This window comes from Phaeocystidibacter luteus (assembly GCF_008933115.1).
Classification (GTDB): domain Bacteria; phylum Bacteroidota; class Bacteroidia; order Flavobacteriales; family Schleiferiaceae; genus Phaeocystidibacter; species Phaeocystidibacter luteus.
This window is the reverse complement of the sequence record NZ_WBVO01000001.1, coordinates 335,828-351,843: the sequence shown is the minus strand read 5'-3', so window position 1 is coordinate 351,843 and position 16,016 is coordinate 335,828. Positions and strand designations below refer to the sequence as shown.

Sequence of the window (16,016 nt, the reverse complement as noted above, 5' to 3'; positions counted from 1 at the left end):
TTACACGATGAAACGCATTCTACTACTCCCAATCCTTGCACTTAGCTTAGCTGTTGTTATGCCGAGCTGTAAATCGGTTGATCAATACGGTGCAGAACAAGAGACTCCATTTAGAGGTTCGGATTACGAATCTTCGCGTAGATATTTCCGAGCTGTAGGTAAGGCTCAGAGCTCAGACGAGCGAATCGCCAAACGCAAATCGGACATGGATGCACGCACACAGCTTGCGGCTATGGTGGATGTGACTATCCGTGAAGTTGCAGACGATTACCTAAGAGAGTCAGCTATGGTAGATCGTGACGAAGTGATGTCGCAATTCCAGTCCCTCGCTCGCCAGGTAATGGATACGCGTTTAGCAGATGTGCGTAAACTCGATGAGAAGACGTACTTCAACGGTGAGAAATACACTGTATTCGTGGCTTACGAGATTCACAAGAATTCGATGTTCGACATGCTCGAAGATCAGATTGAACTTGAGGCAGAGCGCGACGAAGCGGTCGTAGAAGCCATGAAGGACATTCTAGAAGAAGCTAAAAAACAGTCCGACGGCTAATCGAATAGACCCATTTGTCGGTCCTTCAATTTTGTAAAATGCTCGCTTGACAAGGCGGGCATTTTTTTATGCTTGAAATACTTCGTTTGTCCCACCGCATAGGCTTGCCTCATAGTTTCGGATACTCTTCCTGTCCCCGACATCCGGATTCCGTACCTAAAGGCATTTACTTTTCCACCATGTGTGTCGCGTATTGTATTCATCACCTTTGAGTGCCTGTCCGGATAATGCTCCATCAACCATTCGCTGAAGATGTCTCTCAAATGCCCGTTTAGTCGAACTGTAATGTACCGCGCTTGAAGGGCTCCCGCTTCTGACACTGCTTTCATCAATGGAAGTAGTTCATGGCTGTTCAATCCTGGAATCATCGGAGCGATCATGGCCATGGTGGGTATTCCCTCCTCTGATAGTTTCTTTATAGCAGCTAATCTCTTGTAAGGTGCACTGGCCCGTGGCTCTAGCTTTCTCTGTAAGGAGGCGTCTTCTGTGGTTACTGAGAATGCAACCCGAACGAGGTCGTGCTCCGCCATCTTCTTGAGTATGTCAAGATCTCTGAGTATCAATGCGTTTTTCGTGATGATGCCAATAGGTTGTCTGTATTCCCAAGCTACCTCGAGCAGTTGTCTTGTTAGTTCAAGTTTCCTCTCAATGGGCTGGTAGCAATCTGTATTCCCTGAAAGCATGATGGCATCGCCTTTCCACGAGGGAGTATTTAGTTTTTTGCGCAGTAATTCTGCTGCATTCGCTTTGTATAGAATCTTGCTTTCAAAGTCTTCTCCACTGTTATACCCCCAGTATTCATGGCTGTTTCTAGCGTAGCAGTACGGACAACCGTGTTCGCAACCTGCGTATGGATTCATCGACCAATCCATGGATATGTCGGGACTACTTACCGGATTCACAATGGATTTTGGATGTGTTGGAATCAGCATAGTTTTCACTTTCTGTTCCGCTTCTTCGGGAAGAATCCAGTCGTCTATCTTCTCGTATAGATTTGTTTCAAATCGATTATGTGGTTTTGTTGAAGTCCCTCTCCTACTCATACTGCTCTCTTTTCTAGCTTGTTTTCCCACTCGTCTTCTTCAGAGAATCTAGGGTCTGGTATCAAATCGGCTTTGACACAGCTTTCTACTTCTAAACTGTAGAATCCAAATTCCTCTACCACTTTGCCTTCCAGGATGTAGACACCACGACCTCTAAACGGATACTTTGCCACAACGGGAGGAAAATGCACGGTGTCAAAGACATGTCCCGTTCGATCTAGGAAAGTCCCAAAGTGCATTCGCTTTCCGTTTACAGTTTTGGTGTCCTTGCGAGTGACGAGGTAACCGTAAATCCTCACATTACGACCGTCATTACTCGGCAGGTCGGATGCCAGAGTTAGTGTGTCTGGGTCTTCTTTGAGCAAATGGAAAGGATTGCTCAGCGGGAATCCCAGCAGTTCTATTTGATCATACACTTCCTCGAGCTTGGATTGATGCAGCGCTGGAAGCGTGTAGTTCTTGCTTTCCGGTCTAAACATGCTCGGGGTCTCCTCTACGGGTGGCTTCTTCTCGAGTTTGAAGTGTGCTTCCCAAAGCAAGGCGCGTTTTGACTTGCCTGTGAATCGGAAGGCGTTGATTCGAATGAGGATGCTCACCTGTTCGATACCGATAGGCACACGGTCGATGAAATCATCGAAATCCAAGAATGCACCGGCTCTATCGCGTTCCTTGAGAATCTTCAAGGCGGTCTTGTCTTCTAGCGAATGAAGATGCATAAACCCTAGGTAAATGCGCTTTCCCTTGATGGTTGTGTGGTAGTCTCCGTCGTTGATGCAGGGTGGGCAAATTTCTGCTCCGGCCATGCGTGCTTCGTGGACGTAGAACTCGGTTCGGTAGAATCCTCCAAAGTTGTTGATTACCGACACCATGTATTCCAGCGGGAAGTGCGCCTTTAGGAATAAGCTCTGATAGCTTTCCACTGCATACGAAGCAGAATGTCCTTTCGCGAAGGCGTATCCAGCGAAGCTTTCAATTTGTCTCCAAACTTCGGCCGATTCTGACTCTGGATATCCCTTTGACTTACAATTGATGAAGAACTGCTCCTTTACCTTTTGGAACTCTTCACGGGATCGGTATTTGCCTGACATGCCGCGGCGCAGCACGTCTGCTTCACCAAGAGATAGCCCCGCATAGTGGTGAGCAACACGAATCACATCCTCCTGGTACACCATTACACCAAAGGTTTCAGGCATAATCTGTAACAGTATAGGATTCGCGTCCTTACGGCGTTCTGGGTAGCGGTAGCGCAAGATGTACTCTCGCATCATTCCAGACTTTGCTACACCTGGACGAATGATAGAGCTGGCCGCCACTAGTGCTAGGTAATTGTCGACTTTTAGCTTTTTCAAAAGCATGCGCATGGCTGGCGACTCCACGTAAAAACAACCAATGGCCTTGCCGTTTCGAAGCAAATCCTTCACACTCTCATCCTCCTTGAAGCGCGGTATATCGTGGATATCTACTTCTGAAGCTCGTTCCGGCTGGTTTTTTCGAATAACCGCAAGGGTGTCTTGAATTTTACTCAACCCACGCTGACTAAGGATATCGAACTTGTAAATCCCAACATCTTCCGCAACGACCATGTCGAACTGCGTGGTAGGAAATCCCTTAGGAGGCATGAAGGTCGCAGAGTATGCCTGCACAGGCTTTTCGGTAATGAGAATTCCTCCAGCGTGAATGCTCAGGTGACTTGGGAAGCCTTGTATATACTGGCTATACTTTAGAACTGCACGCACAACCTGATCGTCGGTTCGCCCTCTACTGAAGTGGCCTTGGGACAGGTGGTCAATTTCATGTTTTGGCAATCCGAACACCTTTCCGAGCTCTCGCACAACCGCCTTAAATTGGAAGGTGTTGTAGGTTGCCAAGAGTGAGGTGTTTGGGAATCTCTTGAAGATGTAATCCGTCATGTCGTCACGGTCCTTCCAAGAGAAGTCTATGTCGAAGTCTGGCGGATTAACTCTGTAAAGGTTGATAAAGCGCTCGAAGTACAAGTCGAGCTCCATTGGGTCAACGTCCGTGATTCTCAACAGGTATGCAACGACGCTGTTGGCGCCACTGCCTCTACCTACGTAGAAATAGCCTTTACGCCGAGCGTGGTGCACAATGTCCCAGTTGATGAGGAAGTACGATACAAAGCCCTTTTCGCGGATGATGTCAAGCTCCTTTTTTAGGCGCTCCTCCACGTCTTTGCCCGCCTTTGGGTAACGATACTCTAGTCCGTCTTTGCAGAGCTTTACAAGTAGAGCGTAATCCTTTACTGATGAGCCGGTGTATGACGTTTGGTTTTGTGACTGTTGTTCTTCTCCGAAGCCAAAGTACACGTTGCATCGCTCTAGGATGTTCGAACTGCGGATGAGCCATGCGGGCCTGTTAGCGTATGCATCCTTGAGGAATGTGACGTCTGAAATAATGTCAGACGCCTCAGCTACCTGCTTCGAAGCCAGTTTACTCAATAGCGTGTTTTGATCTACCGCTCGAAGAAGTCTGTGCGCGTTGAAGTCACGCTTGTGGCGGAATGTAGCCGTTGCAAGCGCAACGAAACGGCTCTCTTCCCAGTCGGATTTACGCCAAGTGCTTCGGAACATTTCGTGGGGAGCGATTCCGATGTACTCATTTGATCTAAGCGCCCTCCTCGGTGCATTTCTCAAAGGGTAAATCACCACAACTTCGGAATCATCCCAATGCGGTGCTTCCGAAGGCATTTCAATCTGACCGTGAAGCACGGCGGTTAGGAGTTCGTTGATCTTCTGGAAGCCTGTATTTGTAACAGCTAGAGCAATGAACTGCTGCTCTACTCCCTTCCTGAAGTCGATACCAACAACTACGTGGATGTTGTACTTCGAGGCTAATCGAAGAACCTGTAGCGAGGCTGATGTGCTGTTGATATCAGTCACCGCAATACGGTCGTGTCCTAAGTCTACCGCGGACTGCAGGAGCTCGTCGGGCGACATCGCACCGTATCGAAAACTGTAATATGTATGACTATTTAAAAGCACACCTATGACTTTTGTGTCTCTTGAATTCTCTCGTTAATTAAAACAGGGATTGTTGTCTGCCCTTCTCGTCTCTCCCGCGCTGTCGGGCGCGTGTTTCGCCCATTCCTTCTAGCCTGAGCTCTTCGTAGATTTCATAATCGTACTCCTTGAACACTCGTTCCCCTGTGGGTTTTAGGAGTTCAACGCCTTGTGCTCGAGGGTTCTTTATTGCCGGGTCAATCGGGTAGGCGTTCATTCGTTTGGCGTCGTACGGTTCGAGCATGGCCGTGACGTCTTGAATCGGCAAGTCGTTCGATATCCAATCGCTTTCCTGGTCGGGCTCCAGGATAACAGGTGATCGATGGTGACCAATCTTTTGCATCAGAGGGTTGGCGACAGTGGTGAGGATGGCGAATGAACGAAGTATTTCCCCCGTATCTGTGTTAACCCATTCGTCCCACACTCCCGCAAAGGCAAAAGGACGCCTCTCTCTGAGGTAGACTACGTAGGGCTTGCTGAGCTTTTCCTTCTCTGGGCCTTCGATGAATGCATCGGCGAGCACTAGGCAACGTCGGTCGCGAATAGATTTGCGAAACATTGGCTTCTGAAGGATTCCTTTTGCCCCGGTATAGCTAGGGTCGTTCTCCTTGTTGTGGTCTCCCTCAGACCTGGCATTGAAAACATACATCGGTTTCTTTGCCCACTGTGGGGTAAAGCCAAACTGAAAGTGCTGAATACTGTTTGGGGATTCATCGGCAATCACCGGGGCTTTTGAGCCAGGCCCGACATTGGCATTTACGCGCCACAAATCAGGTGTAGCAACTTCTGCATTGAAGCGCTTTTCAACGGCTTTCACCTTGCTAACTGTAACGTATCTACCACACATATCTACCGATTTATCCGTTTACAAACGGGTTTAACTGAGTTGTTTTTAAGTCCTGAAATACAGAAATTTACATTTTACACATAAAGAATATCTATCAGCGTTTTACGCCCTGCGGTTCGCCAATAGGTTCGGTGGATCGCCGTTGAACGGGTTCGTCATTCTTCCAATGGTTCGCGCCTGCATTCCGGCTGCTCGAATAACGGATCGGTCGCCGTACTTATCTCTCATTTTATCCATTGCTTGATACAGCTGTTGTATCTCCACATTGTCTTCAAACAGGTTCATCTGATGTCCTCCACTTACGAGGTGACTCATCCGCACCCCGATTAGTCGAACAAGGAGTCTGCGGTCATACAGTCGTTTAAACAACTCCTTTGCTTTTGGGATGAGCACGTGATCTGCCGCAGTGTACGGGATTCGCGCTTGAAGCGTATGCGTGTTGAAGTCAGAATACCGCACTTTCACTGTAATACAGGCCGTTAGCTTCACTCCTCTACGCAACTGAAACGCTAGATTCTCTACCATAGCCATGAGGATGCTCTCAAGCTTAACCACATCGATAGTATCCTTGTCGAAGGTTCGTTCAGTAGAGATTGACTTCCTCTCTGAATACTGGATAATAGGCGTTGTATCCACTCCCCTAGCCTTCTCCCAAATGGACCTGCCGTGTTTTCCAAGCACTCTCTCCATCATTTCTACAGGCATGTCTTGCACAGTGTGAATGCGCTTAACGCCCAGATGACGCAGGGTTTGGTAAGTTTTCTCTCCCACCATTGGGATTTTGCGAACAGACAATGGAGCTAGAAACGGACGTTCACTTCCAAAGTCGATTTTCATTTGATTGTTAGGCTTCGCTTCTCCTGTAGCAACCTTTGAAACGGTTTTGTTTCCCGACAATCCGAATGAAATTGGCAGTCCCGTCTCCGTCATGATCTGCCGTCGGAGCTCCGAAGCAAACTGATAGCACCCAAAGAAACGGTCCATCCCAGTTAGATCAAGGTAAAACTCATCGATTGATGACTTCTCGTATGCCGGCACATTCTCCTTGATAACATCTGTAACAAGGTTCGAGTATTTTGTATAGTTCGCTGAATTACCGCGTATTACAACAGCTTCAGGACACATTTCTAACGCCATTTTCATAGGCATGGCAGAATGAACGCCAAACTTTCGAGCCTCATAGCTACATGAAGCTACAACCCCTCTGTCACTTGTGCCACCTATCAGAATGGGACGGTTGTTCAATCGACTATCCATTAAGCGCTCAACCGACACAAAGAACGTGTCGAGGTCCATGTGCGCAATCGATCGCTCTCCGGATGATCGGAGAGAAAATCGCTTGCGCGGTAATTGAGCTCTATGTGGAATCTCCTCCATTAATTCATCTTCCTTTTAATGTCTGTAACATCAGACTGAATGCGCTTTAACGACTCTGCTAACACCGAGAGGTCTGCATTGACCAGCCCTCCTTCCGGAATTTCGAACGACGTAAACCCTACGGCCTTCCAAACTTCAACCACGTCGTAAACAGGCACCTCATAAGTGTCGTACTCAGGGTTGTCCGACTTCAACTTGAACACGCCCTTGCTCAACTCGTTGATTATACGCTTATACACGACGCCTTCGCTCCTAGTCACCAGCACATAACATTCGTCGTTCCGCACATCGCTCCAGTCTTGGACATACGTACAGATGATGTATGAACCTGGAGGAACTGGAAGCATGCTATCTCCTTTAATTTGGAAAACGCGGTAGCTTCTGTCATTCGACAATTCGGGGAATGGAAGATCGAAGCGCGGCAATTGCTCGATGTAATCCACATCGCCGTATCCGTTTAAATATCCAGCTGAGGCCTTAACCGGCACGAGTGTGCTCATTTCTCGATCCGTTTCACGATCGATAGCAATAGGTAGAATGCGAAGTGAAGACCCCGTAGAGTCAGGCTTACCCGACTTTGCACCTCCTTCAGTCGAGATGTCTACCCGTACTAGAGTATCCACATCAACCTCAAAGAATTGAGAGAAGTGAAGAATGGTAGCGAGTTTAGGCTCACTCCTGCCTTCTTCGTATGCGCCAATCAACGAGCGCTTTAGTCCGACTTTCTCCGCAAGCTGAGCCTGTGTAAGCGACTTCAACTTGCGGAGGTGTTTTAGGTTTGATGCGAGGTAATGCATATATCTATCTTTATCACTTTGCTAAAATAATAAGAATGACAATATTTTTAGCAAAAGTCAAAAGAAGAAAACAAACCTTTCTTTTAATCCTCAGTAAATCAGTAAGATAAATTTTATCAGACCGGCTGATCTGCCATTGCGTGTCCGGCTATCCAACCACCTGTCCAGGCCGCTTGAAAGTTAAACCCACCCGTAATAGCGTCGATATCGAGTACCTCTCCAGCCAGGAATAGATTGTCGTGCAGCTTGCTTGAGAACGTTTTGAAATCAATCTGAGAGAGGTCTACCCCTCCTGCAGTGACGAACTCATCCTTAAAAGTGCTTTTGCCAGAAACCACGAATTCAGCTTGACTCAAATGCGTGACGAACTTCCGAAGAAGCGGTTTTGAAACGTCTGACCAAGTAGCGCGCTCTGGGATCTTTGCTGCGACACAAATGTTCTTCCAAAGTCGCAACGGCAGGCTGAATAAGGCATTGCTATGGATTCGCTTGCGTTGTTGATCTGGGTCTTTGCGGAAATCATTCATCACGTCTAGCAATGTTTCCTCATCTAACTGAGGCACGAAGTTTACGCGCAGAATGAATCGGTACGAGGTGTCGTGAAGCTCTCGAGCTCCCCAAGCGCTCAAACGCAGAATAGCTGGTCCGCTAAGTCCCCAATGCGTGACCAAAAGCGGCCCTTCAGCGGTCATGTCAAAAGCCGGAAGAGAAAGCTCCACATTCGGAACGCTTACTCCAGCTAGGCCGTTTATTCTAGGGTCTTTAATGTTGAATGTAAACAGCGAAGGAACGGGCTCCACGATCTTGTGTCCGAGTTTCTTAAGGCTGTCCCACATCTTCTTACTTCCTCCGGTGGCAATCAGCACTTTATCTGCTTTAACCACGTCCTTAGACTCCAATTTCACGAGCCATGAATCGCCTTCGCGTTCGATAGATTCAACCCCTGACTTGGTGCGAACAGATACGCCTGCGCGTTCTGCAAACTCGGTTAGGCAATCGATAATCGTTTGAGAATCATCTGTTACCGGAAAAACGCGGTTGTCATCTTCTACTTTGAGTTCAACGCCGTGGTCGCTAAACCACTCCATTGTATCGCCGGTAGAAAAACGGTTGAATGGTCCAAGGAGCTCTACTCTACCGCGAGGGTAGAATTCTACGAGGTCATCGGGGCTAAAGCAAGCGTGTGTGACGTTACAGCGACCTCCGCCAGAAATCTTCACCTTGCCCAAGACATTTGGTGTTTTCTCGAGGATGATCACTTTGCTAAACGGATCAGCCTCTGCGCACGCTATGGCCGCAAAGAATCCGGCAGCACCGCCACCAACTACAATGGATGTTTTTTCACGCATTCCGCAAAGGTAATGCAGAGAGAACGTACTATCTGCGTAGAAGTTTGAATCCGAAGTCTCTTCCGAGCTCCGATCTTGAAAGTCGAATCCAAACCATAGCGAGTTGCTCCATTAAAACGTACACTTCGCTCCCGCCGAGGTCGTAGCAATCGGTAAAGCCAATGTCCTTAGCAAGCTGACGTGCAACCTCTTTCGAGTACGAATCATTCCCCGCCATAAACATGTCGAGCGATTGGCGACCATAAGTTGGTCTCGCCATGTTATTCGCACCGGTAGTGTTAAAACATTTCACCACATTTTTGCAATTGGTCAGTTCTTCCAATGCATGAGTGGTTGTTTCAAACGGAGTTCGCTTATTCATGATGGAGTTCATGGCGTCTATGAGGACCTTGTTTTCGAGGTCACCCATGTGTTTCACCATTTCATTCAAACCTTCGGGCTTAAAGCAAGCGATTACAACATCTGAATCGTCAACCGCGTCGGCAACGCGCTCCACGGAAATTTGAGGATGATCTGCAATCCACTCTTTAGCAGAGTAATTCTCGAGATCTCGCACTCCAAAAGTGACTTTGTATCCAAAAGATGAGAATGCTGCGGCTAATGCTTTGCCCACATTTCCAGTACCTAGAATCGCAATACTGTTAGGTTTTTTCACTCGCATGGGTCGAAGGTACGTTTTGTAACAATAAATTCGAATAGAACACTTATTTTTGACGCCGAGTTTAAATTTGAACTGCCCAACCAACCACTTATATCTCTCCAAATGACTACGTTAAGAGACTACTTGCTCAAGTATTTCGATGAGCATCCATTCCTAGAAGAAGCCCTTCACGAGAATTTGTTGAATGTTTCTGCCCTTGCGCGTCAGCTTATGCCTGATTTAGAGGAGCACCTTGGAAAGGCTCTTAAAGAGGGAGCGGTAATCATGGCTATTCGTCGATTGGACCCTCCCGGATCGTATCGAGCGAAGCACAAATTAACGCAGTACATTAAGAGCTTAGGCGACATCGTAGTGCGCTCAGGTCTTGTGGACTACACATTTATAAACTCTCCTTCACTCGTTGAAGCTCAGGCGGTCTTTCTGCAAGAGCTCACTCAAATGGGTGATGTGTTCCACACCTTCTCTCGTGGTGTAGAAGAAACTACGGTGGTTGTTTCAGCGAAATTGGACTCCGTTGTGAAGAATTCCTTCAAGAAGGAGCGCATGGTTCAAAGCCGCTCACCGCTATCTTCTATTACGGTGAAGCTGCCGCAAACAAACACAGATGTACTTGGCTTGTATTACTACCTCTTCAAGCAGTTGGCGCAAAATGGCATCAACGTGATTGAGGTTATTTCTACCACAAACGAGTTCACTGTGATTGTGACCGAGAACGACTTGAACCGCGCCTTCCAGGTGATTCACGGTTTGAAGAGAGATTAGTACCCTTCGTATCCTGCATCGATGTGAATACAGCCTTCGTTATCAATTTCGAAGGTATACTCGTAGCACCTATACTTTACGGTTGATTCGTTGACAATAACTCCGGTGACGTATTCTGGAATGAATCCTTCACTGTGAAGTAATCCATAGGACACTTCGGTTGCTCCGTTGTTGTAGTAATGTGATAGAATCTTCCAATTTCGGCGCAATAGACGATGCGTAGACCTCATGGTCCTTGTCACGTCTCCATACTTATTGTTGTGATACGAACTTCTGCACGAATCGTCGCAGTACTTCTTATCCACTCTCCCGCGTATGACGGTTCCACAATTCTTGCAAATGCTGCTCATGTCGATTGATTTGGTTGTTTGGTTACATCAATAGTACTGCGCAAATCGCAGGCGGAGAAGCGATTTTGGTCGTAAAATGCGACCGCCTTGGTCGTACAATCGTACTTAAACGTTTACAAACGTTTGTATCCGTTTATCAACGGCTTGATGGTTTTGGATTGAGGATGTTTGCCTAAACCAAAATCAATAACAAATGAATTCATTGACAAACAGAGTAAGTCTCATTGGAGCAACCGGTAAGGATCCGGAAGTCAAAATCTTCGACAATGGCCAAAAGAAGGTCAGCATCAGGCTTGCAACTCACGAATACTACAAAAACAAGGATGGTGAACGCGTTGAGAAAACCGAATGGCACCAAGTGTCATTCCGGGGAGCGCAAGCAGAATTTGCAGAGAATTACATCAAGACCGGGCAGAAAATAGCCATAGAAGGAAAGCTTACATCAAGGTCCTATACGGATAAGGACGGAGTAGTGCGCTATTTCACTGAAGTTGTGGCGCATGAGGTAGTTCTGCTTTCACATAAGAAAGAAATGTCTGAAGACTAAAGCCTCACTCCATTTTCAAACTCGATTTCCTTCACTCCTCTGGTGAGCGTGAAAGTGGCCACCTCGTCGAGGCGCGGTGGTCGCTCACCTTGCTCAAACCAGGCTCCTTGTGCATCAATAGATTCTAATGCGCAATGATTCGACAAGTCGCCGATGTCTCCAATAACTCCACTAAACGTGAGTTTGCCGGTGCTTACATCGGGGAAGTAGTTGTACTTGATGCCGATATCAACTTTGGTTTGGGCGTCTGAGCCAATCTTTACGTCTTTGACGAGTACATCCCACTGCTTGTCGTCGTTGAGCGGAATTGACGTGTAATCAGACTTTGCGTATTGGTCAATCTCAAGGCCATCATAGGCAAGTGCGAGCAATGCTTGAAGAAGCAAGTAGAAGTTTAGCTTTCGCGCTTTGTTCCTGTTTGGATCGTTAGGGAACGCGCCAGATTCTATAAGGATAGTAGGTATTCCGAGTTTCTGAACGTTCTCACCGAATGCAGTTGGATAGAATTCATCAGTGTATCTACCTGCTCCAGGTGCATGAACCTCTTTTAGGGATTTCTGTAGGTGTGCTATCCAGTTCATCGCTTTGCGACGGGTTGGATTGATGGACCTTTCGTAATCTGCGGAGGGCGCTAGAAAGCTTATCACGGCTGAATCGGAAGTCTTTTCGAGGTGGAAGATATTGCGCTGATCATGCAGATTGAACGCCACCTCGGCGCCAGAACGCTTGATGCGGTCCATTAAGATTTGTGTCTCGACAGCTTGCAATGCTACAGCATCTCGATTAGGGTCTATGTTTAGAGCGGTTCGTCTCGACCATCTCTCAGCTCCGTCAGGGTTAACCATGGGTATCATCCGAAAATGTATGCGAGATTCGAGTTCCTTGACCCATGCTTCTTCTGTATACATTTGTAAATACAAAAGCAAATCGTGAATTGCAAATGTTGCAGTGGCTTCGTTGCCGTGCATCTGTGACCAAGCTATGAGACCCCTGCTGCCTTTGCCCCAGGTATACTCCTCTATACTGCGACCTTCGAGTGACGCACCTATGTCTTTACAATTGTAATTCACATTTGTAAATAACATTTGTTTACTCTTATGGGTAAGCCATCTGTCATCGTTAAATGACTGATTTTCCCACCAATTAAAGGCATGTTGTAGTACTTCTTTAGAAGACACGAGAGAAATAGTTTGATTATTCACTTTAGGTTTACACTATCCGATTACTTTCGAAAGCAAATACCTCTACAGATGACCAAGATACGCCAACTATTAGTACTCTGCCTCTTCCCTATCCTAGGAATGGCTCAATCAAATGACTACATCTTTACGATTGGCGAGGCGACGCACAGATCTATACATTATTCAATTACGCCTGTGAATCGCAATATTGAAACGATAGAGGCTCTTGTGGTTGAAGCGGCTACCAACGATACCCTGTACTTTGAATACGCTGAACCAGGCAATTCGCCGTATGATCGTGACGTGTTCAACTATGTATTTAGTGGATTGAAGGTGAATACAGAGTACGTGATCGTTGTAACCGCATTTGATTTGAACGGTGAGCAGAGGATTAGCAAATACCCGGTAACAACATTACAGGACTGGGTTCATGATGGTGCGTATCCGCAGATTTCATTTGTAACTGGTAGTTGCGCTTATATCAACGACCCAGAAACGGATCGTCCGGGTAACGGCTATGGAGGAGGTTATGAGATATATGATGCCATGCTCAATGAGGATGTGGATTTCAATCTCTGGTTAGGCGACAATCTCTATTATCGCCCCTCAGATGTAAGCGATGATTCTGGCCTATCCTATCGCTACAAAACATCGTTTTCACATGGCGGAAAGGCTAAACTTTTGGCCGATAGGCCAAATCTTGCGATTTGGGACGATCATGATGTTGGTCCCAATAACAGCACCTCGGCTTACATAGACCTTTCATCAACCATCGGAATCTTCCAATCGTTTTGGGCGCGAAGAAGATATGGAGCGCACTTTGACCATTCCCATAGTGTTGACAACCGCTGGGTTTCTCAATATGGAGATGTTGTGGTAATCGGACTAGACAATCGTACGTATCGTACTAGCGAGCATTCAAATGAGCCCCAAATCCTCGGTAAAGATCAAATCGACTGGTTCTTGAATACAATCGAGATGTACAAGCGCTCAAGCTTCATTATTGTAGCATTTGGTGGTCAAGTGCTCAACAGCGCTCAAGTATATGAGAATTACGCTCAATACCCTGAGGAGTTGAGCTATCTAATGGAAGGCATACAGAGAACGGGGTATTCAAACCTCGTATTCTTCACAGGTGACCGCCACCATTCGGAACTAAGTCGTGTTGACCTTGACAGTGTTCGAATACTCGATTTTACGGTATCACCACTCACTTCAGGAATATCAACCGTAGCGGAGGGCGAGCAGAATGACAACAGAGTTGGAGAAGCAATTATTCAACGAAACTATGCTGTGGTGGAAATCACAGGCGGACGTGGGGAGCGTACTTTAAAGGTGACTTACAAGGATGTCAACGGTGATGAGATTTCTTCACACGAATTTAAATCCATGTAACAATTGTTATTTACATTTGTGTCATGGAAGAAATTACAAAACGAATCAGTGAGATTATCGAAGAGCGTGGAATGACAAATGCAGCATTCGCAGATGCTATAGACATAAAGCGCCCCATCATCTCGCACATTCTATCTGGCCGAAATAAGCCCTCTCTTCACGTCGTTTTGCAGATTTTGAAATCCTTCGAAGACATCGATCCTTCCTGGCTATTGCTCGGAAAGCAGGCTCAGCCTCAGGTTGTGCCTAGAAAAGAGGCTGTTCAACCAACTGAGAATCGCGTAGAAGACATCATATCAATTCCCAGCCTGAAATCGGAGAAGGATCACATGCCTTCTACTCTACTCCTAATCGAAGGAGATGAGTTTCGAGTCATTCAGAAAAAGTCTTAATCCCAAGAGAGGTAATACGGCAAGTGCATGTGCTCAGGTTCATAGTACTCACTGTTCGTGTAAATGAAGTACAGCTGAGCATGTGGATTATTTGCAAAAGCTTGATCTGATTCGAGTTTCTCTTCGAATGCTTCCTTGAGATCTTCGTTTTCTTCTAGCAGTTTTTTGGCTGTGTCTTCAAAGACATACTCGCTATAGTGTTCTTTTTGTTGCAGATAGGCACTGAACATATTCCAATGCGCGAAACTCGATGGCGCCAGTGGATGTAACACTTCCTGTAAGTATCTCCCTTGCTCCTGCTTTGTTGAAATGCGCATGTACTTACCTGCAGGAAGCACTCTTCTTGTCAGGCTTACATCCAAGTTCTCTAATCTGACATGCCCTTCATACGGTCTCTCTGCCAGCGTGTAGCTGTCAACATGAAATTGCTTAACCGGTAAATTTGGATCTGCAACTGATGTAAACTCTTCCATTTCGATTCCAACCGCAGCAAACCTTTCTAGCATTTCCCACTGCCCTACCGGTATGTAGTAGTATTCAGGAACCACGATAGTTAATGCCGGCTTGAGTCGGTTGAAATATGGCACGCGAACTTCCTCAATCTCATTTTCGTACTTCAGACGGTCAAATCCGGTGACATCACTTACTTCAAAACCAGCTTCAAACACCATAAAGTCGAGCGTATCGGCTTGTTCTTCATCAATTTCCCAATCGATTACTTGACGATCTTTCCACTCCGCTCTGGCTTGCGCTCTTGTATCAGCAATTTCAAATTGAAACTGACCTCCCAATTCTAATGTAGCTTCTAGGAAATCGCGTGTTGTCCTCACTCGTACATCATAAGGTTTCAACATGTGGGCCTCTGTTACAAAGGCTACCGACCCATGTAAAGCGGCATAGCCTGTGGTGTACATCGCGCCTTCAACAAACATTGGGAAACCTTCATTAGGAGTCCTTCCAAATACATTTATATATGGAGAAATCAACGTACCGCGATCCGTAACATTCGTATACAGTGAATCTTCAAAACGCTGTACTACACTCTGCATTGGCTTGGGATACTTTTGCCACGGACTAGCGATTAGGGTCATCTCGTAGGGATAATCGGCTCCATTAGTGGAATGGGTGTCTACAAAAACCTCTGGGTCGAAACGCTTGAATAGTTCATAGAGGGCTAGTGTGTTTCTTGTATCCGCCTTCAGTAAATCCCTGTTCAGGTCATAATTCCTGGCGTTTCCTCGAAAACCTTGGGAGTTCGGGCCATCTTGATTGGCTCTCGTATGCGGACGTCTATTTAACGATCCTCCAATGTTATACATCGGCACAATCACAATCATTTCGTTGGAGAGATCATCAAAGGGCTTGGACAAATAGTCATTGATGAAATGCAGAGAAGCATCAACCCCGCAACTCTCGCCTGGATGTATACCGTTGTTAATCGCCAAAACCCATCGGGTTGCTCTAAGTTGATCAATATTCTCTTCCGAAACAGCTGCATTTGTTGCAATTAACGCATGAATTGGGAATCCGGCATCGGAAATTCCTAGTTCAATGAGCACACATCTTTCACTGGAGTCGGCCAAATTTTGATAGTGCCCAATAAGCTCTTCATATGTGAAAGTTTCATTTTCTAAGTGTTTTTGCGGGATGTTAAGAATCTGAGATTCAGCACAAATAGACATCAACACAAGTGCGCTAGAAACAAATACTTTGAACTTTGTCATGGTCCGTGGTGTTTTTAGAAG

The 16,016-nt window shown here is 46.5% G+C and carries 15 protein-coding genes; 5 read left to right on the top strand and 10 right to left on the bottom strand.

All coding sequences use genetic code 11. The features are described from left to right. Window positions 1–7 precede the first annotated feature (7 nt). Window positions 8–553, top strand: coding sequence for a hypothetical protein (locus tag F8C67_RS01500; protein ID WP_151666017.1), 546 nt, complete (start codon window positions 8–10; stop codon window positions 551–553). Here the strand turns inward: F8C67_RS01500 and F8C67_RS01495 are convergent. The 7 genes from F8C67_RS01495 to F8C67_RS01465 form a co-directional block, all read right to left on the bottom strand. Beyond that, a complete protein-coding gene (locus tag F8C67_RS01495; RefSeq protein ID WP_151666016.1) occupies window positions 550–1,596 on the bottom strand; it encodes a PA0069 family radical SAM protein in 1,047 nt (348 codons plus the stop codon). The genes F8C67_RS01500 and F8C67_RS01495 overlap by 4 nt on opposite strands. Then, window positions 1,593–4,595 carry a DNA polymerase III subunit alpha gene (locus tag F8C67_RS01490; RefSeq protein WP_151666015.1) on the bottom strand — a complete coding sequence of 1,001 codons (3,003 nt, stop codon included), beginning with the start codon at window positions 4,593–4,595 and terminating at the stop codon, window positions 1,593–1,595. Before F8C67_RS01490 ends, F8C67_RS01495 begins: the two co-directional genes overlap by 4 nt. A 37-nt stretch (window positions 4,596–4,632) precedes the next feature. Continuing rightward, window positions 4,633–5,460, bottom strand: a complete 828-nt coding sequence (locus F8C67_RS01485) for an SOS response-associated peptidase (RefSeq protein ID WP_151666014.1) — start codon at window positions 5,458–5,460, stop codon at window positions 4,633–4,635. 102 nt (window positions 5,461–5,562) lie between these two features. Next, entirely contained in the window at window positions 5,563–6,837 is a 1,275-nt protein-coding gene (dinB, locus tag F8C67_RS01480; protein ID WP_151666013.1) for a DNA polymerase IV, read from the bottom strand. Beyond that, the gene (locus F8C67_RS01475; protein WP_151666012.1) at window positions 6,837–7,634 is read right to left on the bottom strand and encodes an XRE family transcriptional regulator; all 798 of its coding nucleotides are present in this window, start codon (window positions 7,632–7,634) and stop codon (window positions 6,837–6,839) included. Before F8C67_RS01475 ends, dinB begins: the two co-directional genes overlap by 1 nt. A gap of 116 nt (window positions 7,635–7,750) precedes the next feature. Beyond that, window positions 7,751–8,983, bottom strand: coding sequence for a BaiN/RdsA family NAD(P)/FAD-dependent oxidoreductase (locus F8C67_RS01470; protein WP_151666011.1), 1,233 nt, complete (start codon window positions 8,981–8,983; stop codon window positions 7,751–7,753). A gap of 28 nt (window positions 8,984–9,011) precedes the next feature. After that, the gene (locus F8C67_RS01465) at window positions 9,012–9,644 is read right to left on the bottom strand and encodes an NADPH-dependent F420 reductase (protein WP_151666010.1); all 633 of its coding nucleotides are present in this window, start codon (window positions 9,642–9,644) and stop codon (window positions 9,012–9,014) included. Window positions 9,645–9,746: 102 nt separating this feature from the next. Here F8C67_RS01465 and F8C67_RS01460 point away from each other — a divergent pair, with 102 nt between their 5' ends. Beyond that, entirely contained in the window at window positions 9,747–10,406 is a 660-nt protein-coding gene (locus tag F8C67_RS01460; protein ID WP_151666009.1) for an aspartate kinase, read from the top strand. On the opposite strand, the gene F8C67_RS01455 is transcribed toward F8C67_RS01460, so the two are convergent. Further along, on the bottom strand, window positions 10,403–10,756 hold the full coding sequence (locus F8C67_RS01455; RefSeq protein ID WP_151666008.1) for a hypothetical protein: 354 nt from the start codon (window positions 10,754–10,756) through the stop codon (window positions 10,403–10,405). The two genes, F8C67_RS01460 and F8C67_RS01455, sit on opposite strands and share 4 nt — an antisense overlap. Before the next feature lie 193 nt (window positions 10,757–10,949). Here F8C67_RS01455 and F8C67_RS01450 point away from each other — a divergent pair, with 193 nt between their 5' ends. Next, a complete protein-coding gene (locus tag F8C67_RS01450) occupies window positions 10,950–11,303 on the top strand; it encodes a single-stranded DNA-binding protein (protein WP_151666007.1) in 354 nt (117 codons plus the stop codon). Here the strand turns inward: F8C67_RS01450 and F8C67_RS01445 are convergent. After that, complete coding sequence (locus F8C67_RS01445) at window positions 11,300–12,388, bottom strand: M14 family zinc carboxypeptidase (RefSeq protein WP_151666006.1); 1,089 nt, start codon at window positions 12,386–12,388, stop codon at window positions 11,300–11,302. The genes F8C67_RS01450 and F8C67_RS01445 overlap by 4 nt on opposite strands. Before the next feature lie 165 nt (window positions 12,389–12,553). Here F8C67_RS01445 and F8C67_RS01440 point away from each other — a divergent pair, with 165 nt between their 5' ends. Together F8C67_RS01440 and F8C67_RS01435 are read left to right on the top strand one after the other, a co-directional pair. Continuing rightward, complete coding sequence (locus F8C67_RS01440) at window positions 12,554–13,879, top strand: alkaline phosphatase D family protein (protein WP_151666005.1); 1,326 nt, start codon at window positions 12,554–12,556, stop codon at window positions 13,877–13,879. A 23-nt stretch (window positions 13,880–13,902) separates the two neighbouring features. Further along, window positions 13,903–14,271 (top strand): helix-turn-helix domain-containing protein, encoded by a 369-nt coding sequence (locus tag F8C67_RS01435; protein ID WP_151666004.1) that lies wholly within the window; start codon window positions 13,903–13,905, stop codon window positions 14,269–14,271. On the opposite strand, the gene F8C67_RS01430 is transcribed toward F8C67_RS01435, so the two are convergent. Then, complete coding sequence (locus F8C67_RS01430) at window positions 14,268–15,995, bottom strand: M14 family zinc carboxypeptidase (RefSeq protein WP_151666003.1); 1,728 nt, start codon at window positions 15,993–15,995, stop codon at window positions 14,268–14,270. The genes F8C67_RS01435 and F8C67_RS01430 overlap by 4 nt on opposite strands. Window positions 15,996–16,016 lie beyond the last annotated feature (21 nt).